A 21,568-nucleotide genomic window follows, 5' to 3' on the forward strand; every position below is an offset into this window, starting at 1 on the left:
CTTATTGTTTTCTTTCTATATTAATCTTAAAGTTGTCGAGATAGTCACGGTAAAGCTGATAAGTCTGCTTAACATTCAGACTTGCAGCCAACGTGCGATAATTCTCCTCACTATCTTCGATGATGTAAACGGTCTCCACCTCTGGCTTGTCCCGCAATGCCTCTTTCAGCTCGTCTATGGCAAACTCATCGTTCAAGACAGCCATCTTGTTCTCGGGAAATACCATAAACTCACCATCCACATGAGTAGGACACACACCATGGGCACCTGCTTTCATCCACAAGATAGGCAGCAGTTCGTTCAACTGGGCGCCAAGCGAAACCTTATCTTTATCAAGGAAAGTCAACTTATAGTAAGCCGCATTTGCAACAAAGCCTTCAGCCATCGGAATCGTAACAGGTACAGTCTTTATCTTTTCGGGCAACTCATCCAGTTCCTTCTTGGCTGCGGTGAATGCCTTATTATTAGAAGTAACCACGTAGATGGTATCAATACTCTCATGAATATCCTCCATAAACCCGTCTATCTTGGTAACGTCGAAGAGGATTGCATTATTAGCATCCTCTGGCACAAGATATGGGCATTCAGCCTTAACCGCATTTTGTGGCATTTTCTTGTCGCCAATCAAGCCAACGATTTGTTTCTTCAATTTTGTTCCCAAGGAATCATCACGAAGGTCAAGGCTAATTTGCTTGATACTTCTTTTTACCACCTTCTCTTCCGTATTGGAAGTAATGTAATCTCCCTGGATTGGGTTTCCATTCACATCCACACCAAGAATGGAGCATTTTGTACGAGGCCAGTTCACATAGCGAGCGATGCCAAACTTCTCCCATTCCTCATCACCCTTGTGCAAACCTTTGGCTCGGAATGCCTTTTCCTCCTCGGCACTCACCTCATTGTTGGTCACCATGATGCAACGGCGATGTCCGCCATCCTCCTTATTCAAGAGATTAACAGCATGAAGGGTTGTACCACTGCCCGAGAAGAAATCGAGGATGAGAGCGTTTGGGTTGTTGGCAACGAAGAAACGGATGACGTCATGAACGGCATAGAGGGATTTCGGGAATGGAAAACGATTACCGATAAATTTAGACAAAAGTTGTGTCCCTTTATAACTAGCATCATGATTTGCAATATTCCATTGTGTTCCAGGAATAAAAGACCTAGAATAATTGGAATTATCAACAAGTACTGTTCCACTTACAACATCCCTACCAACAACATTTACTTCTTTATCTTCTATTTTTTGTATGCTTCCCCTTTTTAAAAAAGTAACATAGATACCCGTATTCGTAATTTTTCCCCATTTTATATAACCTTTAGACAAACGTTCCTTTAATTCATCTTTCCCTAATTGCCAGTTTCCTTCTGTTCCATTCGGTCTAATTGGCCATAAATACAAACGATTAGCCTTTTTCTCCATTACAGAAGAAGGATGTTCTGACAAAGGCATAGCTTCGCCTATGTCCAAGATTTGAGAGGCATTTTCATTGAAAATGATAGGATAAAACAAATTTTGCCTATCTGTTCTTAAGCTATTAGTTCCTGTTCTTCTTAATTGATTCCAAACTATACCTTGAGCACCTTGACTTTTATTTTTCCCTAACTCCCATTCTTCGGATAAAGGTAATTTTTGAACAGCACTATCCCCAAATTGTACTATATAAAGAAACTCGTTTGTTCGATAAAAGGAATTACTTCTAGCCACACCACTTTGTGCTATTACGCTACTCACCATCTGAATATTTGCCTCAGGAAACATTTCCTCCAATAAGCATCCAAGATGCAAATACTCCTTTTCATCAATAGTTACAATCAGCACCGAATTCTTAGGATTCAGCAATTTCTTGGTAAGCAACAGCCGACTCTCCATCATAGCCAACCACTTGCTATGACGGTAACTATCGTTTCCATCCACATAATTGTTGTTGTATTTCCAGTCGGTAGCACCACTATTGTAAGGAGGGTCTATATAGATACAATCCACCTGTTGCGGATAAAGATAAGCCAAGAGCTGGAGAGCATAAAAATTGTCCGCTTCTATCAACGTATGCCAAAGGCCGCTATCTGGAGCATTTTGAACAGAGTCCACATATTTGAGGCAAGGGTAAATAGGCTCACCATTCTTTGCCACACAAATGAGGTCTTGGCAAGAAACTTGCAGTTCCTCACCTGTTATAGAATGGTGGCAAGTAGCCATCCCACGGCACACACTCATCACCTCCCAAAGAATATCCTCTGTGAGCCTTTTGTCATCATCCACCTTGCGAATCACCTTGCATCCACGGCTGATAGGATAGTCATAGAGCAAAGTCATCTCTGGCACATGATTCTCAAACACAAGTCCAAACTTTTTATGCTTGGTCAGCTCTTTCACCTCCTTTGCCACATGAAGGCGAAGTTCCGGATCTTGTATTCGAGCAATTAAATCATTAATCGCTGCCATCTTATAGTTATTTTAAGTCGCATCCAACTATCAAGACGGCTTGCTGCAAGGAGAGAGCATCATGGATGGAGAAAAGAAAAAGGTGCGGACCCCTTTCCTTTCGCGTTCACGGGAAGCCTGAGAATGAAAACCCGCCACTCATGTAGGAACGGATGTCCACACCGTATAGGTATGAACATCAACAATACACATGAGTGTACGAGCAAACTTCCTCTAAAACAGAGGCTTCACTGCAAACAGCATTCCGATTACTCCTTCTGCGGAAAAGAAATCAGTTTCTCAGGCTTTTTCTTTGTGAACGCGAAATAATAGTCAATGCTTTGTTTTTACTAAAATGTCTTGGAAATGGCCAAAACCAAATCCAAGTGCAAAGATACAAATATTATTTGAAAATCAACAATATTTTATGGAAAAGAACGAAGAAAAAGCAAACATTTACAAATAAAGAAGTACTTTATTCCAAATTTTGCAATAAATTTAATAATAAAATTTAGAATAACTCATTAATTTTCAATTTTCTCTGCATTTTCTCTGCAATTATTGCTTTTATCTCAACTATTTTCCGTAACTTTGCGAAAATAAAAACGTCTAAGGATGCCTCTGGCAAACTAGGACAAGTATCAAATTTTAAAAAGAGAAAAGGATGGAAATCAATTCATTCGCTATAAAAGTAAAGAAAGAGCCTACAGCCATCAGTCTTTTCGCTGGTGTAGGAGGTCTATGCACTAACCTCCAAAAATCTATCAAGAGCGGGAGCGTTCATTTCAGCAAATTGCGAGACACACTTATTTGGAAAAAACTCAATGCTCCTGAAAACATAGACGAGGTATACTTCCCTGTCTGGGAAGATGAATTAGAAGCCAACTTGAAGGATACGAAAAACTCCCTAAAAGAACTAATTCTTGACAACCTCAACACGGAGGAAGACATTCGCTTGACCAAGGCATACCTATATAGAAAAATCATTCGCTACTTTCGACAATATGGTTGTCCTTGCAAGAAGGATTTCATTGGTGGCATAGAAGTTTACATCAAGGAAGCGGACGAGGGTACCAATTACTGGACATACCAGCGATATGGCTTGACCATAAGATACAATGACCAGATAAAGGATGGTTGGCAACTAGATATTACACAAGGAAGCAAATCCCTTGTCGGGAAAACACCTATTTACCTCTTGCAGTCCCTGCAAGATGAGCAATTTCGTGTCATCGCAGGAACTATGATTCTGAAGAAATCAGAAATAGGACAACACCACATGGAGGCTACAAATGGGAAAATATACCCCATCGTAAACCACAGCATCAAGAGCGGACTCAAAATCCCTACTCACTACCATCGAGATGGCAACAAATATGTTACTAAATATAACGGCATAAGAAATTTCATATCCAAATGGATAAACATTCCAGCTTTCACTGAAAGCGTAGGAGTGGATTTGCCCAACAACGCCCACTTCATTCAACTGGCTGAAGAGAAAATCAACATCGTCGAGGAAAAAGCCAAAATGCTGAGATTTGGCAACAACCAGACAAATGTTAGTCCAGGCTACTGCTTCAAGAGATTTGGAGCTGCAGAGCGTCCTACAGAACATCGACATTTCTTTATCTGTCCACGTTCTCAGAATTTTACCCTTTGGCGTCTGTACTACATTTTCCAACAAGGAAAGGATTCCAAGAATGCTCCCAAAAACCGCCTGTCACCAGATGACATCGACACAAACAATTATCTATACCATACGATATGGATGGGCAATCATGCCTGGGCAAATGGCATGAACTTTATGTTCTCTGACGACGAGCATGCTTTGGCGGAACTAGAGAACCATCTTACGGCGATGAACTTCGAGCACGACAAGAAATACTTTGCTATCATCATTTCAGACGTAGACAGAGATGATGTCTCATCACCTCATTACCACCTCTATTACGACATGAAGTATCTCTTGATGAAATATAACATTGGCTCACAAGTGATTCACAAAAAGAGAGTGGATGAGAACAGTTTTATCAATTATATGGTGCCCAACATCGCAGCAGCTATAGCCGGCAAAGAAGGGGGCAAAGCATGGAAGATAGCCTATCCTAGCCAAGAGAATGATATGATTGTAGGAATCGGTGCTTACAGAGAGCATGGCATCAACCAACAATATATCGGATCAGCAGTATGCCTCGACAAAGAGGGAGAGTTACACAACTTTGATGCTTGTCTCAAAGGCAACTTCGAAGAGTTGAGAGCCACCCTTATCAAGGCTATATTGAACTTCTACGGAAAGTTCAAGCACCCCTCACGCCTCATCATCTATTATCACAAGAAGCTGAATCGTGAAGAGTCTGACATCATAGAGGATGCCTTGCGAACCTGTCAAGTTAGTTGTCCTGTCATTGTAATCCATGTCACAGAGACGGACAATGAGGACTTAATGGCTTTCGACACATCGTGCACCAACGTGCTGATGCCAGTAAGCGGCACATACATACATCTCCGCACTCGTAAAGGTTGCCACGAATACCTCTTATACAACAATGAGAGATATGGTGGATTTGGTGAAAAAATGCCGTTTCTCAGACCGTTCCCTGTCAAGATTTCCATCATGCCAGGAAGACGGAACAAAAAGGAATTGACAGAACAAGACGTCAAGGAGATTGTCACCTTGACCTATCAGACCACTCGCATCAACTGGAAATCTGTTTCCATGCGAAGTATGCCTATCACCATTGCGTATGCAGCACTGGTCGCTAAGTTTGTACCACATTTCCCGAATGGGCAATTAACTGAGTTTGGAAAAAATAATCTTTGGATGCTATGATTTTACCCATCACAGAATCAATACTAAGGGGCGAGCTTCGCCCCAACCTTATCACAGAGACTGTTTCATTCGAGAAGCAGTCTCTGTTGATGCGCCTTTTGCGCCATACTAAGGAAAGAGGCAATTTGCTAGAACTGGAGAAAGACATCATCAACGCACTTGATAGTCTGACCCAAGTAAAGGAGATATATCACAAAGACCGAGAGCAGAGAAATACTATAAGCTGCTTGAATCGCTCCACACAGATAGATTCATATACGAGAGTGTATAAAGCTGTATTGTCAGACATTATGACATGCCCAGAAATTTCAACTCCAACACTAAGAATGTACAAGACCATTCTCGACTTGGAAAAGCGACGCACCATTTGGGCTTTGGTGGAACTACATTCCATTATGAAAGACGATCGGTTTGTCCGACCAGAGATAAAAAGCCTTATGACCACCATCAAAGACTATAGCAAAGAGATAGATTCATGTAAAGCTGGCAAGAATAAAAACGTCGCTGTATTACTACAAAATATGCTCACAGAACTATACTTCAGTTTAATCCTAACATTCTCTCCCCTGTTATATACCCAAGGTAACCTTGACTTTGACGATGACTTTGGAGATTTCGTTTTCCTATGGAAAGGAGTCTTTCCAACGGAAGAAGAATTTGACAAATATCAAAATGAGAAAGATAAAATCCAAGAGGAGAATATCGTCATACGACACAAGGACGCCCTTGTGGCAACAGAAGAGAACAAACAAAAAGAAAAACGCCCTCTAAGCAAGGCAGAAAGATTCTTAGAGGACACTACACAATATGAATTCTTGAAAATGCCAAAGATTGTCGCCCTTGACTCCAACAATGATAATCGAAGAAAAGAAAAAGCTATAAAGCTAATAGAGCAGATGCTTGATGCTCCTGCTCATGCCGCAGCCATGCTCGACTATCTAGGCTTTTTCTCATGGATAAAGGACAAATATGAGACAGGATATACACTTACTGCATACGACCAATTTTGCACCAAGGTTGTCATGGGGCAAAACGGTGAAGCATTTAAGAAATACAGACTTGCAATAAACCGTAATTCCAAGTCGCTGAAACCGTATCAATACTCAGGTGACATAGAGCAAGAATATGCCAATATAAAAAATGAGGTGCAATAGCCGTACTTGTTTCACACATAGTACAGCTATTGCCACAACTGTTGCTCTTGCCACTTTTCAGGAAACCCCATTGCTTTGGTATCAACAATTGGATACTTCTTTAATAGCTCTACTAAATCCTGCTTGAAAGAATTTCGAGGATAGACCACATCTATAAAATGCTTCAATATACAAAGGGTAAAGAACACCTTTCCTTGCACGACATCATTTGACACCCACGGAAAGCTTGGTCGATTCATTGCCAATGCACGCAAAGACAAATATCTGTTCCAAAGGCGCGCATGATGGCAACAAGTATTTCTTGTCAATGTTATTATAGTCATCCAAGAAATAAAAACAGGAACTGTCAAGCCAAAATATCTTGCTATTTTCTTACGTAGCTGGTTACTAGCTATATTTTCATATATTCTCGTCAATACAACTAAAGGAATGATTTCTGAAATCATCCACGATGGAGGGTAAGGATTGTCGTAAACATGATTGAAATGATTTATAAAATCCTCACGTGTATTCTGTAGTTCCTTATCTATCAGTGATTTTGTCTTAGAAAATTTGTCAAGATGAGCAAAGCAAGAAGAGTTAGTCATCCAAAACACATCGTTAGTCTCTGCACACGATATATTAACAATTGCACTTCTTACAGCTATCTCTATACGCTCAATCTGGTTAAATATCAACAAACGCAAATCCCTATCAAAGTCATAAAGTTGGATTGCCTTACCCAAACTGCTTTTTACCTTAAAGAGATGCTCTTCCTTAGGAATTTTAAGAAAAGGGTACAAATAGCCACTCAATCGGTAATAACCTATTGATTTTAGCAAAGCTTCGGCATCAGATACATCCGAACAATCCAAACCTCTACCTTCCATTATTCTTAATAGCTCTGATGGGGCTGTATATTGTTTATTGTACTGCATATCATAATTTACATACAAAAATAAAACGACCCGCCGATTTAAGCATTAAAAAGAGGCTTGGCGGGTTCTTGTGCTGCAAATATACAACTTTCTCTCGAATCTACCAAACTTTTTTGAGAATTTCTTTAAAAATTTTAGTTTTCCGTAAAAATCTTAGAGCTAGACCTATTTAGACCAACCAGACCAAAATAGGCCAAAACAGACCAGAATACATTTCTTCGTCGCCCAAGATAGACCAAGTTCTTTTGCAACCGAATCCATACGTCACATCGTTAGGGTTCGGAAAATGAACAAAAAAGACATAATAAACAGTATGATGCCTGAAGCACAGTATGGCACGTACAAAAAAGAAGACACAGGCATACAAGACTCACAACCAGCCACAACACTAACCTTGCAGCCTTTGCAAAGTTTGCAAGGTTTGCAAAACGTGCAAAGTGTGCAGTCTACACAAGCCGTGCAAGCTCCTACCCTCACCCCACTCGACCAGTGGCACGACAACTATGAGGTGATGGAGATGTTTCACATCAGTCAGCGTACCTTGCAGACGCTCCGTTCCAACGGCAAGCTGCCCTTCGCCAAGATGGGCGGAAGATGCTACTACAAGGAAAGCGACCTGCAACAACTCTTGGAGGAATCCTACAGAGACAGCAGAGTGAAGCCTATGCCAAAAGACAAGGTTATGCCAAAGGTCGAGCAACCAGCAAAGGAAGGAGGCACACCATGCCAATGACCATTGACCAACTCCACGAGCATCGGATGCAGTATTACCGACATCCCATCTCTAACGTGTTGAGCCACAACCGTGTGAGCATCTACCATCTTTGGACTTACATCACCAACCCTCTGCTCTACAAGCAAGCCACGGACACGCTCCGTGGCATTGCCGACGAGAAAGAGCGCAAGGCTTTCAAGGCAAAGGAGTTTGACTACATCCTAGCAAGCGGCACCTTCAGCAGTCGCAACGACCAAGGTCTCATCCAGCACTCCAGTCTGCTCTGCATCGACATCGACCACATCGGTTACGAACAGGTGGAAGACCTCAAGCAGCAATTCATACACGATGAGGTGATGAAGGAAAACTTCGAACTGGAACTGGCCTTCCGCAGTCCTTCGGGTGATGGACTGAAGCTCATCGTAGCAATAGACTTGCAAGAGGCTGACCATGCAACTTGGTTTCTTGCTCTGCAAAACTACATTCGATTGAACTATGGAGTGGACATTGACCCTGCTTGCAAAAACGTGAGCCGAGCCTGTTTCCTACCCTACGACCGACATTGTTACGTGAACCCACTCGTATGCCCTTTTTAAGTGAAGAACGAAGAGTGAAGAAACAGCGTTCGGCGGCCGAAGGGAAAGCCAATTCAAATGCCTTTCAAATGGCATCATAACGTTATTAAAAACATCAAAAAAATAAGGAGATTACATTTATGACAATAAATAAATCATTCAGCCCAAAGCAATGGGCTAACATCAATACTGCGGAACAAATCCGCACAGTGACCAATCGTATCGTAGAGATGGGTATCGACATCACCGCAGGCTATAACCGTTGGCGCAACATCGCCTTTGGTATCTCGCTCGAAATGGGCGAAGAAGGCAGAAGCTTCTTCCACGCCATCAGTCGATTCAATGCCGATTACAACCACAAGGAATGCGACAAGCTCTATGACGACTGTATCAAGCGACTCAATTCCAACAGCAACCATTCTGGCATCAGCATTGCTTCTTTCTTCGGTTATGCCAAGGAAGCAGGGGTTAACATTACCATGGGAGTTGCTAACAGCACAAAAAACGCAATCTCTACAAACATTGCAAATGATGCAAACCTTGCAAACTCTGCAAATGATGCAAACACAGAAGAACCCATCCCTCTGCCAACCTTCAGCGACAAAGTAGCCACCAACTTGCCCCCAATCTTCAAGGACATCACAACCTTGGGCAAGACACCTACCGAGAAAGACATGCTCTTGCTTGCCTCCATCACCATTCTGAGCGGAGCCTTCCCAGAGGTCTTCGCCATCTATGATGACATGCGAGTATATCCTAACCTCTTCACCTTCCTCGTGGCAAACGCAGCCAGCGGCAAAGGACGTACCTCTGCTTGCCTCAAGCTGGTGAGTCCTATAGAGCAAGAAATACGTGAGGCCAATAAACAGGAGGTGGACGATTACCAACAGCAACTCGCTGACCTGCGTGCCTTGGGCAACAAAAAGTCCGTTGCCATGCCTATGCCCAAGGAACCGCCTTATCGCTCAATGTTGATACCAGCCAACTGTTCCTCTACCGCTATCTACCAAGCCCTCCACGACAACCACGACCAAGGGATCACCTTCGAGACTGAGGCTGATTCGCTCGCCAACACCCTCAAGAGCGACTATGGCAATTTCTCCGATGGTCTGCGCAAGGGTTTCCATCATGAGGACATCACCTATCGACGTCGCAAGGAGAACGAGCACGTGGAGATTCACAACCCTAAATGGACGGTCTATCTCACAGGTACACCAGGACAGGTGAACAACCTCATCCCTTCACCTGAGAACGGACTTTTCTCCCGCTTTCTCTTCATGAAGGTGGATATTCCTGCCAAATGGCACAACGTGTTCAGCAAGGCTAAGCGCACCATCGACGAGGAAATGGAAACCATCGGCAAGCGTGTGTTCCGCATCCATCAGCATTTGGTTGCTAGCAAGAGTATGAAGCCAAAGACTGGTCAGTCCTACTCGAATGACATCCTGTTTGAACTGACTGATGCACAAGGTGAGCAATTCAACAAATACTTCGAGAGCCTAGTGGAGGAATACAAGAACATGTTGGGCAGAGACTTTGTGGCAAGCATCTACCGACTGGGACTGAGCACCTTCCGCATCGCCATGGTTTTGAGTATCGCAAGATTGGAGGAAACGCTTTCCGAAAGTTCCACAACCTCCATCTCTGAGAATGCAACAACCTCCATTATTTGCCGAGACGAAGACTTGGACAATGCCATAACCATCGCCGACACACTGATGCAGCACGCCGCAAAAATCTTTGCCACGCTTATGCCAAACAAGGAGGAAGACGGAACATTGGGAATCAAACTAAGCCCTAAGAGCGAAAGACTCTTCGAGAACCTTCCCGACAAGTTCAATCGCCAAACGGTTCTTTCTATCGGAAAAAAGCTTGGCATTCCTCAGCGCACAGCCGAGAAATATGTAGGCGAATATGTCAACAAGCACGGTCTATGCAAACGAACAGGAAACGGCGAATATGAGAAGGTTAAGCAACAAAACGCAGACGAGCGCAGCCTCCTACCGATGCTTGGAAAGTGCTGAAAAAAGTAGTATCTTTGCAATGTGGTTAGGAAACGAGGGCTACGGACCATGATTTAGCTCAACGGCGACAAGACTTGCTCTGTACCCTCTCCGTACCTGCTCCGTACCAAGTCTATACATGCTCCGAGAAACTTAGTTTTGAGGGGATAAAGATAGAATTCATTTAGTGTTTAACAATTTAATATTAAAGAAAGGAACAAGATTATGGGAAAAATTAAACAAGGTATCCTTGGTGGATTCAATGGAACCGTAGGAACAGTAGTTGGTGGTAGTTGGAAGGGCATGGCTTACATGCGTGGCAAGGCCCAGAGTATCAAGAACCCTCGTACCGAGAAACAGATGTCACAGCGCATCAAGTTTGGTATGGCACAGAAGTTTGTCAAAGTGATGACAGCCTATTTGAAAGTGGGTTTCCGCAACTACACCCAGCACCAGACAGCCACCAATGCGGCCATGAGCCACACCGTGCGCAACTGCATGGCAGGCAAGTATCCCGCCTTTGGTATCGACCCTAGCAAGGTATTGGTGAGTAGCGGCTCCTTGATGCCGGGCCGTTTCTGCACGGTGAAAGTGGCAAGCAACGTGGCGACCTTTTCCTGGGAGGACAACTCTGACGAGAGCCACGCCAGCATCGACGATTTCGCCATGCCTCTCGTCTACAATTTCACAAAGGGCGAGGCAGTATTCACCACCGAAGATGCGAGTCGTATAGATTGCAAAACTGTGTTGAAACTCCCTGTCGATTGGTCTGACGACCTTCTCTCCTGCTACATCGCCTTTGCCTCAGTGCAAAACTCAAGCGTGAGCAACTCTGTGTATGTAGGTGACGTGAAGAGCGATGGCAGTGTGGAGCAAGGTGCCAACGGCATCCTCTACAACGACGGTGTCATCGACAAGAACAAACCAAACGAGGGTTCTAACAAGGGTGACAATGGCGACAGCAGCACTACCACCCCAACAAATCCTAGCGAAGGAAGCGGTGACGATGGTCTAGAGTAACCTCATTTCTAAACAAAGAGGGTGTGTCACAGACTTATGACACACCCTCTTTTTGTTATCTTCATCCTTCTATCTGTGTATTTGGCCAATTCACCAGATATAGCATTTCGGTGGCACGGGTGAAAGCAGTATAGAGCCAATGGATATAATCGGGAGTAAGCATATCATCCGTCATATAGCCCTGGTCTACATAAACATGCGACCACTGTCCACCCTGCGCTTTATGACAGGTAACGGCATAGGCAAACTTCACTTGCAGAGCATTGAAATATGGGTCTTGCCGGATTGCCTTCATACGGTCTGCCTTCAGTGGTATGTCCTGATAATCTTCCTCTATCTTATGGAAAAGCTGCTCTTGCTGATCATGGGTCAAAGCAGGAGCCTCACTCGTCAAGGTATCCAGCAATACCGTAGCCTCCAGTTCATAATTGTCATAATCGGGGAATTTCAACAGAAGGGTGGCAAAATGAAAGCCGTAGAGGTCGATGCGACGGCTCACCTTCATCACCTTCGCCCTATCTCCATTAGCCAAGAAAGCAGGAATCTCATGACTTGGAACTTCGTTACTTTGAACTGTATGATTAGCTAAAGTATTAAATTTTTCACTCTTCACTTTTCGTTCTTCACTTAATTGCCTTTCCTTTATCTTCTTTCTTTCTTCCTCCATCCAATAATAATTGTTCTTCACAATCATCAGCATGTCGCCACTCTCGAGTTCCTCTTCCCTATCAAGCACCATGTTGCGGATGCCCTGGTTGAAGATGTTGGCGCGCTTGTTGCTACGAGTCACCACAATGGTATCGTCAAGTCCTACCTGATGATAGCTGTCGCCAAGTGCCTCGATGAGTTCTGCGCCCGGCATCTCCCTGATATCCGAGAAACCGGAGAAACGGATTTTAGGCAGTTGGGTAATGTCATCGTGGGTAATCATCTGGCGGATACGGGTAGCATTAAATAGAATACCCGACTGCTGACTCTGACGGACTACTTCGTTCAAATCGCACTCATAAACCGACAGTCCATATCCCTGGAGCATCGCAGCAGAAAGAGCTGGTGATTCTTCCTCACCAACAGGAGGCAACTGTGCCTTATCGCCAATCAACAAAAGCCGGTCGTTACGTCCCTGATACACAAAATGAACCAGATCATCTAGCAGACAACCGCTGCCAAAGGTGGTTCCGCCCAATCCCAGATTGGCAATCATCGAAGCCTCATCTACCATAAAAAGCGTATCAGTATAGAGATTATCATTGAGATTGAACTGTCCATCCACTCCGGCAAACGCCTTTTCGCGATAGATGCGGCGATGAATGGTATAGGCAGGCATCCCGCTGTTCAGAGAGAAGACCTTAGCCGCCCTACCCGTAGGAGCAAGGAGCATCACCTTCTGGCGAACGGCACAGAGCGTACGGACGATAGCACCCGAAAGCGATGTCTTACCGGTACCCGCACTACCCCGGAGAATCATCACAGCATGAGGATTACTATCCGTCATAAACTGCACGAAAACATCGAGCGCCTGAGCCTGTTCTGGGGTTGGCGGAAAGCCAAATTGCTGTAATATCTGATATTTTAACTCTTCAATGTTCATATTTCGAAAACTTTTAGTATCTTTGCAGAAAATTTACTGCACCTATTTGCTGTGCAAAAGTAATAATACTTTTTGAAATGAGAAAAAGAATAAAGAATAATTATATTTTGGGAGCATGCGTCATCATCATGATGCTACTCTGTATTCTGAGTGTAAGCCAGCCCATCCGCTTCCAGAAAGCCATGGCTAGCAGAGAAGCAGAGGTGAAGGAGAAACTGATGCAGATACGTCAGGCTGAAGAGAAATACAAGGCGAAACACGGCGTATATACAGGCGATTTTCCGACACTGGTAAAAGGCAAGTACTTACAGGAAGATGCCCAATACATTCCTTATGCCGACGGTAAGAAGTTTACACTTGCTGCCACGGTTATCGTAGGAAAAAGCGGTAAGCAGATTCCGGTGATGGAATGTGGGGCCGGTTATGAAACCTTCCTCGACGGACTCGATGAAGGTTCCATCCAGCAGAAGATAGAGGAGGCCAACTATGCCGGCAACTATCCCGGACTCAAGATAGGCGATTTAACGACAGATAATAACAACGCAGGTAATTGGTAACAGATATGCAAATAAAAGGTAACAACATTCAGCAAGCACGACTCACCATCCGCGTGAGCAGAAACACTCTCAGCTTTTCGGTAGTTGACCGTGAAGCTGAGCATCAGCTCATCTATGAACCTTATACAGTAAAGAGTGGTGTTTCGATGGCAGCCAACTTGCGTCAGGCTTTCAAGGAGAGTACTCTCCTGCAGCGGGGATACCAGAAGGTACGCGTATATCTCGATTCGCCTATCCTGCTGGTTCCTATCGAAGAATTTCATGAAGAGGATATCGATGTGCTCTATCAGCATGCCTTCAACAGTCATAACAGCGATGCCATTCTCTACAGAGTGCAGCCGGAACTGAATGCGGTAGCGGTATTCCCTATCAACAAGGATTTGAAGATGGTGGTAGAAGACAACTTCAAGGATGTCCGCTTCACACCTATCATGCAACCGATGTGGCACTATCTGCATCATCGCAGTTTCACCGGCATTCACCGCAAGCTCTATGTTTATTTCCACGACAAGAAGCTGGACGTTTTCGGTTTCGAGAAGAACCGTTTCAAATTCTTCAACTCGTTCAATGCCGAGCATGCCAAGGATGCCCTCTATTTCATTCTCTATGTATGGAAGCAGTTAGGATTCAACCAGATGCAGGATGAGTTGCATGTATCAGGCAATGTTCCGGATAAGGACTGGTTCCTCTACAACACGAAACTCTATATCAAGAAGACCTTCATTCTGAATCCTGCCGCCGAATTCAACCGTGCGCCCATCACAGAGATTAAAGGTCTGCCATTCGATTTAATGGCGCTGTACTTAAGTAAGTAAGACAAGAGTTGATAGTTAAAAGTTGATAGTTAAGAATTCAACAGAATAGCTTATCATAAAGTTCAATGTTCAACATTCAAAGTTCAAAGTAAATATGAGAATCATAACAGGACTATATAAGGGACGCCATTTCGACATTCCACGTTCGTTTAAGGCACGTCCGACAACAGATTTTGCAAAGGAGAACATCTTTAATGTGCTGCAGGGATATATTGATTTTGAAGATACCTCTGCCCTCGACCTCTTTGCCGGCACGGGCAGCATTTCGCTCGAACTGGTATCACGAGGCTGCAGCCGGGTAATTAGCGTAGAGGCCGACCGCGATCATGCCAACTTCATACGCCAATGTTTTCAGAAGTTGGGCGAAGACAAAGATATTCTGATTCGTGGTGATGTATTCCGTTTTCTGAAGACCTGCAAGCAGAAGTTTGACTTTATCTTTGCCGATCCTCCATACGCTCTGAAGGAGTTGCCGCAGATTCCAGACCTCGTTCTGAATGGTGACTATCTCAACGAAGGAGGCATCTTCGTCTTTGAGCATGGCAAAGACTATGATTTCTCCGAGCATCCACGATTTCTGGAGCACAGAAGTTACGGAAGCGTAAACTTCTCAATATTCAGATAGAAAAAATCCCCGTTTGCACCAGACAAGATGCAAACGGGGATTTATTCGTTATAACAGCGGCGAGAGTAATCTTACCGTACTCTCGAAAAGACGCTGCAGGAACGGACGTTTTACGAAATAAGATACATCATCTACCAGGATACTCTTCGCCTCATCCCGCAGATAGACAGCCTTCACGCGCTGCGCCATCCCCTCATCAAAGAAGAACGCATTCGCTTCGAAATTATTCTCAAAACTTCGGAAATCGATATTCGTACTGCCTATCGTACAGAGATTATCATCGCTCACCAGCAATTTACTATGATTAAAGCCTGCCGTATAGAGATAAACCTTTACGCCAGCCTCTATCGCCTCCATCACATACGAACGTGATGCCCACTCAACCAGTTTGGCATCAGCATGACGGGGCAACATCAGACGAATATCCACACCCGCCAGAGCTGCTGTTCTCATGGCAAACAATACAGGTTCGGTCGGCAGGAAATAAGGCGTTTCCATATACACATACTTCCGGGCCTGAAGCAGGATGCGGACATAGCCCTGCATGATATCAGGCCAAGGACTGATAGGACTGCTCGTAACTATCTGTACGAGACAATTGTTGCGGATATGCGCACTGACCGGCGGATAATACTGACGATTGGTAACTAATGTACGGTCTACGAAATACCAGTCTACCAGAAAGGCTCTCTGAATGGCGTAAACGCCACCGCCCTCAATACGGAGATGCGTATCGCGCCAAGCCTGTTTCTTATCACCCTTCACATAGCGCAGAGCTATATTCATGCCGCCGATAAAGCCCACCTTACCATCTATGACACAGAGTTTGCGGTGGTTACGATAGTTTACCTTACTCGTAAAAGCCGGAAAGCGGACTGGCATGAACGAATGTACATCAATGCCTGCATCACGCATACGTTCAAAGAATTCATTCTTCACCTTCCAGCAGCCTACATCATCATAAATCAGTCGCACCTCTACTCCCTGCTCCGCCTTATCAATCAAGGCATCAGCTATCAGATATCCCAAGGCATCGGCTTCGAAGATATAGGTATCGAGATGAATATGATGCTTTGCCTGTCCTATATTATATAATAAGGTAAGGAAGAAATCATAGCCATCAGTATAAATATCCACCTGATTATCTTTAAAAGGCAGCGCCCAACTCTGGTTGGCAAAGAGATTCATCAGCGGTTTATTGCTGTCTGGCAGGTGAAGATTCTCCTGCTCTACGAACTCGAGCATGGAGCGCTTGGTGAGCTGGTCCATGCTGCGGTCGCTGATAAGCCGTTCCTTGCGGGTATTCTGTCCGAAGAAGAAATAGAAGATGATACCCACAAAGGGGATGAAGAAGAAGACCAATATCCATGCCATCGTCTTGGCGGGCTGACGATTGTCCATCAAGACGGTGATGATAGCCGGAACGGTTATCACGACATAAAGCAACAGATATATCCAGTGAAAATAAATCATATAGCATTTCTCCTTTTAAATCTCTAATACTTCATTACAGAGTTCCTCCCCACACGACAGGAGTTCCGGTTAATTGAAGATATTGTTTGCCTGACTCGCCAGAAGCGTGTTCATCTGCTTGAGTTTCATAAACTCCTGCAGCAGTTCACGATTGGTCGGATTCTTGGCAAACTCCTGCTGAACCTCAATAATACGCTGAGCAATATAATGAGTGCGGAAGCTCAAGATGTCTTTAAAGACAAACTGACGGAGTTTATCGGCGCTCATCTTCATCTGCAGACTAGCCGTAGATACCTCCTGGTCACCTGTAGGCAAACCTGCCAACCTGCTGATTTCCGGATTCGGATGATTGGCAAAATAAGTTTCGGCGACAAAATCATCTTCTTTTTCGAGATGCTCCACAGCCTCCTGCATAATCTGATTATATAAATCATTATGAAACTTAAAGCCATCTCCACCCAAATCAAGACTGATATACTGGGCCACAGCTACCTCCACATCATTTCCGTCTACATCCTGTACCGTGATGAGCTGGTCGCCATGATGAATAATCAACTGTACCAGAAGTCCTTCTACTTCCAGAAGTTTATCCAGTGGGGTAACCGCTCTCATCACCGATTGCGCCTGCTGCGCTGCCGCTACAGTCGAATCTTTCAATCCCGCTGCACGTCGCTCTGCCTTTACCTGCTCACTCATACCGTTGCGCACAAAATTGTTCAAGGCATTCACGATAATTGCCTCGTTCACGCCCAAACGGTGAGAACAGTCGGTGATATAAGAAGCGCGTGTTATCTGATTCTTGATTTTCGAGATACTCTCTACAATCGAGTTGATAGCCTGGCTTCGCTTTACAGGGTCTGTTACGCCGCGTAGCAGAATATCGGTCTTAAACTGTATGAAGTCGGTCTGATTCTCCTGAATATATCTTCTGAATTCCTCTGCCGAATGACTGCGGGCGAAACTGTCAGGGTCATTGCCGTCAGGGAGGAAGAGCACCTTTACGTTCATCTCTTCTTCGAGCAGCATATCGGTACCTCTCAGCGCAGCATGAATACCCGCATTATCGCCGTCATAGAGAAGAACGATATTACTGGTAAAGCGGTGCAGCAATCTAATCTGATGCACGCTCAGCGCTGTACCCGAGTTGGCCACTACATTTTCGATGCCACACTGATGCATCGAGATAACATCGGTATATCCTTCCACCATAAAGACACAATCCTCCTTGGCTATCGCCTTCTTGGCCTGATAGAGTCCATAGAGTTCGCGCTCCTTATGATAGATAACGCTATCAGGCGAGTTGACATATTTCTGGCTGATGCCCTTGGTTCTGCTGTCGAGCACTCGTCCGCCAAAAGCCACCACCTTGCCGCTCACGCTGAACCAGGGGAAGATGGCTCTGCCCGAGAAACGGTCAAGAATTTTATCCTCACCCGACTTATTGCCGGCTTCGTCCTTATCCACCTTGAAGCAGAGTCCCGTATCAACCAGATATTTCGGATTATAGCCAGCCGCCTTAGCCGCTTCAGCAAGAGCAGTACGCTTAGGGAGCGCAAAACCCAACTGGAATTTTCTGATGATATCATCTCTGAAACCTCTTCCTCGGAAATAGGCCATACCGATAGCGATACCATCCACATCATGCAGGAGAATATCCTGAAAATATTTCGCCGCCCAATCGTTGACGATAAACATGGATTCTCTTTCGCTCTCACGCTGTTTTTCTTCATTGGTCAGTTCCCGTTCCTGAATCTCTATTTTATATTTCTTGGCGAGCCAGCGAAGAGCATCGGGATAGGTCATCTGTTCCAGTTCCATCAGAAAGTTGATTGCATTGCCTCCCTTTCCACAGGTAAAGCAATGACAGATACCTCTTGTTGGAGATACAGAGAAAGATGGATTGGAATCGTTATGAAAAGGACACAAGCCGACATAATTGATGCCACGCTTCTTGAGCGTAACAAACTCAGATACCACCTCTTCTATCTTGGTGGCATCCATAATTTTTGCTATCGTCGGTCTGTCTATCATTATATATATTCTTTTTTCTGTTTTTACTATGCAAAATTACTATTTTTCTTTGAAAACACAAAGAGAAACGGACAGAAAAGTAAAAATGAAACATATTAAAAACTAAAGTTTACATAAAAAAAGGTACATTCGGATAGTTTTGGCTATCTTTGCAACCGGCAAAAACACATTGCTGACAATCGGATAAAATAACAACAAAATAAATAAACATGAAACTAAACAACATCAAGCAAACATTCCTGGCTGGCGCTGCCCTGCTCTCAACAATCAGCATGAGCGCAGCCGACAGATTTGTAAATTTCAAGCAAGGAGACTTGCTGCTGAATGCCAATAACCGGGTAGAAATCTACATGGACACCAACGACTGCAAAGGAGTGAGCTATGCTGCTCATGCCCTGCTGAAAGATATCAAAAGTGTGAGTGGAGCCACAGCCACCCTCACCTCGGATGCCGGTTTTCTGAAAAAAGCCGACACAGCCCGACCAGCTATCCTCGTAGGCACCATCGGCCATTCTGCAGCCATCGACCAACTGGTGAAACAGAAGCGCATCAACGGAAATCTGCTGAAGGGCAAACGTGAAAAGTTTATCATCACGCTCATAGATGGTCAGCTCGTCATTGCTGGCAGCGACCGACGAGGCACCATCTACGGCATCTACGAACTCTCGCAGCAGATGGGCGTATCGCCTTGGTATGACTGGGCAGACGTACCTGTAGAGCATCACGATTCCATTTTCGTAAACAAGGGAATCTATACAGATGGTGAACCAGCCGTACGCTATCGCGGCATCTTCCTCAACGATGAAGCTCCCTGCCTCACCTCTTGGGTAAAGAACACCTACGGCACCGGATATGGCGACCACCGTTTCTATCAGCGCGTCTTCGAACTGGTATTGCGACTGAGAGGTAACATGATGTGGCCCGCCATGTGGGGCTGGGCTTTCTATGCCGATGACCCTGAAAACGAGAAGACGGCAGATGAGATGGGCGTAGTGATGAGTACTTCCCATCATGAGCCGATGGCACGTAACCATCAGGAATACGCCCGCAACCGAAAGGGATGGGGACCTTGGAACTATCAGAAGAACAAGGCAAACCTGCAGAAGTTCTTCCGTGAAGGCATTGAGCGAATGAAGGGTACCGAACAGATTGTAACCATCGGCATGCGTGGCGACGGCGACGAGGCGATGAGCGACAAAGCTGATACAAAGCTGATGACCAACATCATCAACGACCAGCGTAAGATTATCGCTGACGTAACCGGAAAGAAGGCAAGCGAAACCCCACAGGTTTGGGCACTATATAAAGAGGTATTGGATTACTACGACAAGGGTATGAAGGTGCCAGATGACGTAACCCTCCTGCTCTGCGATGACAACTGGGGTAACGTGCGCCGTGTGCCGAATGCCAAGGAACGCAAGCACAAAGGCGGTTGGGGCTTATACTATCACGTAGATTACGTAGGTGCTCCAAGAAACTCAAAGATGCTCAACGTTACTCCTGTGCAAAATCCTTGGGAGCAGTTGACGCTTGCTTACGAGAATGGCATTGACCGTCTCTGGATTCTCAACGTGGGCGACCTCAAGCCGATGGAATATCCTATCAGCCAGTTTATGGACATGGCTTGGAATCCACGTAAATACGATGTAAACAACATCACCCGTCATACCCGCGACTGGTGCGCCCAGCAGTTTGGCGAGGAGCAAGCTGACGAGGCAGCAAGATTACTCAACCTCATCTGCAAGTACAATGGTCGCTGCACCCCAGAGATGCTCGACAAAAACACCTACAGCCTGGAAAACGGCGAATGGCAGGAAGTGGTGAACCAGTATCTGAAGATAGAAGCCGATGCCTTGCGCCAGTACAACTGTCTGCCAGCAGCCTATCATGACGCCTACCGTCAGATCATCCTCTTCCCTATCGAAGTGATGAGCAATCTGCACCAGATGTACTTTGCCCAAGCGATGAACAATCAGCTCTATGAGCAGGGCAACCCGAAGGCGAACATCTGGGCGGATGAATGCGAGAACCATTTCAAGAGAGACTCTTTGATTTGCGATGAATACAACCACAAGATGGCTGGTGGCAAATGGAACGGCATGATGACGCAGAAGCACATCGGCTACACCTCATGGAACGATGCCTTCGAGAAGGACACCTGTCCTAAGCTCTTCCGGGTATCAACATCTTCTAATGAAACGGTGATAGCTGGCAATGATGGCGTGGTAGAAATCGAAGCACCTTATTATAGCAGCAAGACGGATGCTACCGAGGCAAAATGGACAGAGATCCCATTCATGGGCAAGAGCGTATCGGCAATGACTCTGATGCCATATACCAAGAGTGTAAAGGGAGCCAGCATCACTTACAAGTTTAAGATGCAAATTAGCAAAACTTCGGATGGCAAGGCATTTAATGGCAAGCAGAAGGTTCGCATTCATGTGATTACCAAATCAACCTTGGATTATCTCAACAAGGGCGGCTTAACCTATGGTGTAAGTTTAGATGGCGCTTCTCCTGTAGAGGTTAACTTCAACAAAGATTTGAACGAGAAGCCGGAGAACATCTACAATATCTATTATCCAACGATAGCCACTCGCATCGTGGACAAGGTGATAGAGCTAGAGCTGCCAGCCTCATCCGATAGCATCCACACCCTCACCCTCACTCCTAACGACCCAGCCATCGTCTTCGAGAAAATCGTGATTGATGGAAGAGAAGGAAAAAAGAGAGTCAAGGTGATTTAGACTGGCTGCATACAAACCTGCCAGTTTATATACGTTGAATAACTATTTATCCGGAATTTACTGTGATGTAAGATCAGAAATCCCCAG

The 21,568-nt window shown here is 44.9% G+C and carries 15 protein-coding genes; 10 read left to right on the forward strand and 5 right to left on the reverse strand.

What is annotated here, in order from left to right:
• Position 1: 1 nt before the first annotated feature.
• Positions 2 to 2,449: a site-specific DNA-methyltransferase gene (locus tag ONT19_RS08335; protein WP_264952745.1), complete on the reverse strand. Its 2,448-nt coding sequence runs from the start codon at positions 2,447 to 2,449 to the stop codon at positions 2 to 4.
• 643 nt (positions 2,450 to 3,092) lie between these two features.
• Here ONT19_RS08335 and ONT19_RS08340 point away from each other — a divergent pair.
• Positions 3,093 to 5,258 carry a Piwi domain-containing protein gene (locus tag ONT19_RS08340; protein WP_153092896.1) on the forward strand — a complete coding sequence of 722 codons (2,166 nt, stop codon included), beginning with the start codon at positions 3,093 to 3,095 and terminating at the stop codon, positions 5,256 to 5,258.
• A complete protein-coding gene (locus ONT19_RS08345; RefSeq protein WP_264952743.1) occupies positions 5,246 to 6,412 on the forward strand; it encodes a hypothetical protein in 1,167 nt (388 codons plus the stop codon). The genes ONT19_RS08340 and ONT19_RS08345 overlap by 13 nt, the downstream gene beginning before the upstream one ends.
• Before the next feature lie 26 nt (positions 6,413 to 6,438).
• On the opposite strand, the gene ONT19_RS08350 is transcribed toward ONT19_RS08345, so the two are convergent.
• Positions 6,439 to 7,329, reverse strand: a complete 891-nt coding sequence (locus ONT19_RS08350) for an Abi family protein (RefSeq protein WP_264952741.1) — start codon at positions 7,327 to 7,329, stop codon at positions 6,439 to 6,441.
• Positions 7,330 to 7,768: 439 nt separating this feature from the next.
• On the opposite strand from ONT19_RS08350, the gene ONT19_RS08355 reads away from it, so the two are divergent.
• The 4 genes from ONT19_RS08355 (at position 7,769) to ONT19_RS08370 (ending at position 11,642) form a co-directional block, all read left to right on the forward strand.
• Positions 7,769 to 8,062 (forward strand): helix-turn-helix domain-containing protein, encoded by a 294-nt coding sequence (locus ONT19_RS08355; RefSeq protein WP_264964877.1) that lies wholly within the window; start codon positions 7,769 to 7,771, stop codon positions 8,060 to 8,062.
• Entirely contained in the window at positions 8,053 to 8,640 is a 588-nt protein-coding gene (locus ONT19_RS08360) for a BT4734/BF3469 family protein (RefSeq protein ID WP_167529920.1), read from the forward strand. Before ONT19_RS08355 ends, ONT19_RS08360 begins: the two co-directional genes overlap by 10 nt.
• Before the next feature lie 119 nt (positions 8,641 to 8,759).
• Positions 8,760 to 10,643 carry a DUF3987 domain-containing protein gene (locus ONT19_RS08365; protein ID WP_264952738.1) on the forward strand — a complete coding sequence of 628 codons (1,884 nt, stop codon included), beginning with the start codon at positions 8,760 to 8,762 and terminating at the stop codon, positions 10,641 to 10,643.
• Positions 10,644 to 10,847: 204 nt separating this feature from the next.
• Entirely contained in the window at positions 10,848 to 11,642 is a 795-nt protein-coding gene (locus ONT19_RS08370) for a DUF6266 family protein (protein WP_153083755.1), read from the forward strand.
• Between the two features lie 61 nt (positions 11,643 to 11,703).
• Here ONT19_RS08370 and ONT19_RS08375 read toward each other — a convergent pair whose 3' ends face one another.
• Positions 11,704 to 13,233: an ATP-dependent DNA helicase gene (locus tag ONT19_RS08375; RefSeq protein WP_264952736.1), complete on the reverse strand. Its 1,530-nt coding sequence runs from the start codon at positions 13,231 to 13,233 to the stop codon at positions 11,704 to 11,706.
• A 77-nt stretch (positions 13,234 to 13,310) separates the two neighbouring features.
• Here ONT19_RS08375 and ONT19_RS08380 point away from each other — a divergent pair, with 77 nt between their 5' ends.
• From ONT19_RS08380 to rsmD, 3 genes are read left to right on the forward strand one after another with little or no spacing between them, the layout of a single operon-like run.
• Positions 13,311 to 13,790, forward strand: a complete 480-nt coding sequence (locus tag ONT19_RS08380) for a hypothetical protein (RefSeq protein ID WP_117586237.1) — start codon at positions 13,311 to 13,313, stop codon at positions 13,788 to 13,790.
• 5 nt (positions 13,791 to 13,795) lie between these two features.
• On the forward strand, positions 13,796 to 14,605 hold the full coding sequence (locus ONT19_RS08385) for a DUF3822 family protein (protein ID WP_006847081.1): 810 nt from the start codon (positions 13,796 to 13,798) through the stop codon (positions 14,603 to 14,605).
• Between the two features lie 55 nt (positions 14,606 to 14,660).
• Positions 14,661 to 15,230 (forward strand): 16S rRNA (guanine(966)-N(2))-methyltransferase RsmD, encoded by a 570-nt coding sequence (gene rsmD, locus ONT19_RS08390; protein WP_264953085.1) that lies wholly within the window; start codon positions 14,661 to 14,663, stop codon positions 15,228 to 15,230.
• A gap of 48 nt (positions 15,231 to 15,278) precedes the next feature.
• Here rsmD and cls read toward each other — a convergent pair whose 3' ends face one another.
• Positions 15,279 to 16,703 (reverse strand): cardiolipin synthase, encoded by a 1,425-nt coding sequence (gene cls, locus ONT19_RS08395; RefSeq protein ID WP_264952734.1) that lies wholly within the window; start codon positions 16,701 to 16,703, stop codon positions 15,279 to 15,281.
• Between the two features lie 69 nt (positions 16,704 to 16,772).
• Positions 16,773 to 18,734 carry a DNA primase gene (dnaG, locus tag ONT19_RS08400; RefSeq protein WP_153092889.1) on the reverse strand — a complete coding sequence of 654 codons (1,962 nt, stop codon included), beginning with the start codon at positions 18,732 to 18,734 and terminating at the stop codon, positions 16,773 to 16,775.
• A 209-nt stretch (positions 18,735 to 18,943) separates the two neighbouring features.
• Between dnaG and ONT19_RS08405 the strand changes: the two genes are divergently transcribed.
• The gene (locus ONT19_RS08405) at positions 18,944 to 21,481 is read left to right on the forward strand and encodes a glycosyl hydrolase 115 family protein (RefSeq protein ID WP_264952732.1); all 2,538 of its coding nucleotides are present in this window, start codon (positions 18,944 to 18,946) and stop codon (positions 21,479 to 21,481) included.
• Positions 21,482 to 21,568 lie beyond the last annotated feature (87 nt).

The sequence above is a fragment of the Segatella copri genome (genome assembly GCF_026015625.1).
In the GTDB taxonomy this organism is placed as follows: domain Bacteria; phylum Bacteroidota; class Bacteroidia; order Bacteroidales; family Bacteroidaceae; genus Prevotella; species Prevotella copri_H.

Bases quoted from the DNA above. Each gene is read 5' to 3' on its own strand.
- ONT19_RS08335 (WP_264952745.1), bottom strand. From the start codon at position 2,449: ATGGCAGCGATTAATGATTTAATTGCTCGAATACAAGATCCGGAACTT.
- ONT19_RS08340 (WP_153092896.1), top strand. From the start codon at position 3,093: ATGGAAATCAATTCATTCGCTATAAAAGTAAAGAAAGAGCCTACAGCC.
- ONT19_RS08350 (WP_264952741.1), bottom strand. From the start codon at position 7,329: ATGCAGTACAATAAACAATATACAGCCCCATCAGAGCTATTAAGAATA.
- ONT19_RS08360 (WP_167529920.1), top strand. From the start codon at position 8,053: ATGCCAATGACCATTGACCAACTCCACGAGCATCGGATGCAGTATTAC.
- ONT19_RS08365 (WP_264952738.1), top strand. From the start codon at position 8,760: ATGACAATAAATAAATCATTCAGCCCAAAGCAATGGGCTAACATCAAT.
- ONT19_RS08370 (WP_153083755.1), top strand. From the start codon at position 10,848: ATGGGAAAAATTAAACAAGGTATCCTTGGTGGATTCAATGGAACCGTA.
- ONT19_RS08375 (WP_264952736.1), bottom strand. From the start codon at position 13,233: ATGAACATTGAAGAGTTAAAATATCAGATATTACAGCAATTTGGCTTT.
- ONT19_RS08380 (WP_117586237.1), top strand. From the start codon at position 13,311: ATGAGAAAAAGAATAAAGAATAATTATATTTTGGGAGCATGCGTCATC.
- ONT19_RS08385 (WP_006847081.1), top strand. From the start codon at position 13,796: ATGCAAATAAAAGGTAACAACATTCAGCAAGCACGACTCACCATCCGC.
- cls (WP_264952734.1), bottom strand. From the start codon at position 16,703: ATGATTTATTTTCACTGGATATATCTGTTGCTTTATGTCGTGATAACC.
- dnaG (WP_153092889.1), bottom strand. From the start codon at position 18,734: ATGATAGACAGACCGACGATAGCAAAAATTATGGATGCCACCAAGATA.
- ONT19_RS08405 (WP_264952732.1), top strand. From the start codon at position 18,944: ATGAAACTAAACAACATCAAGCAAACATTCCTGGCTGGCGCTGCCCTG.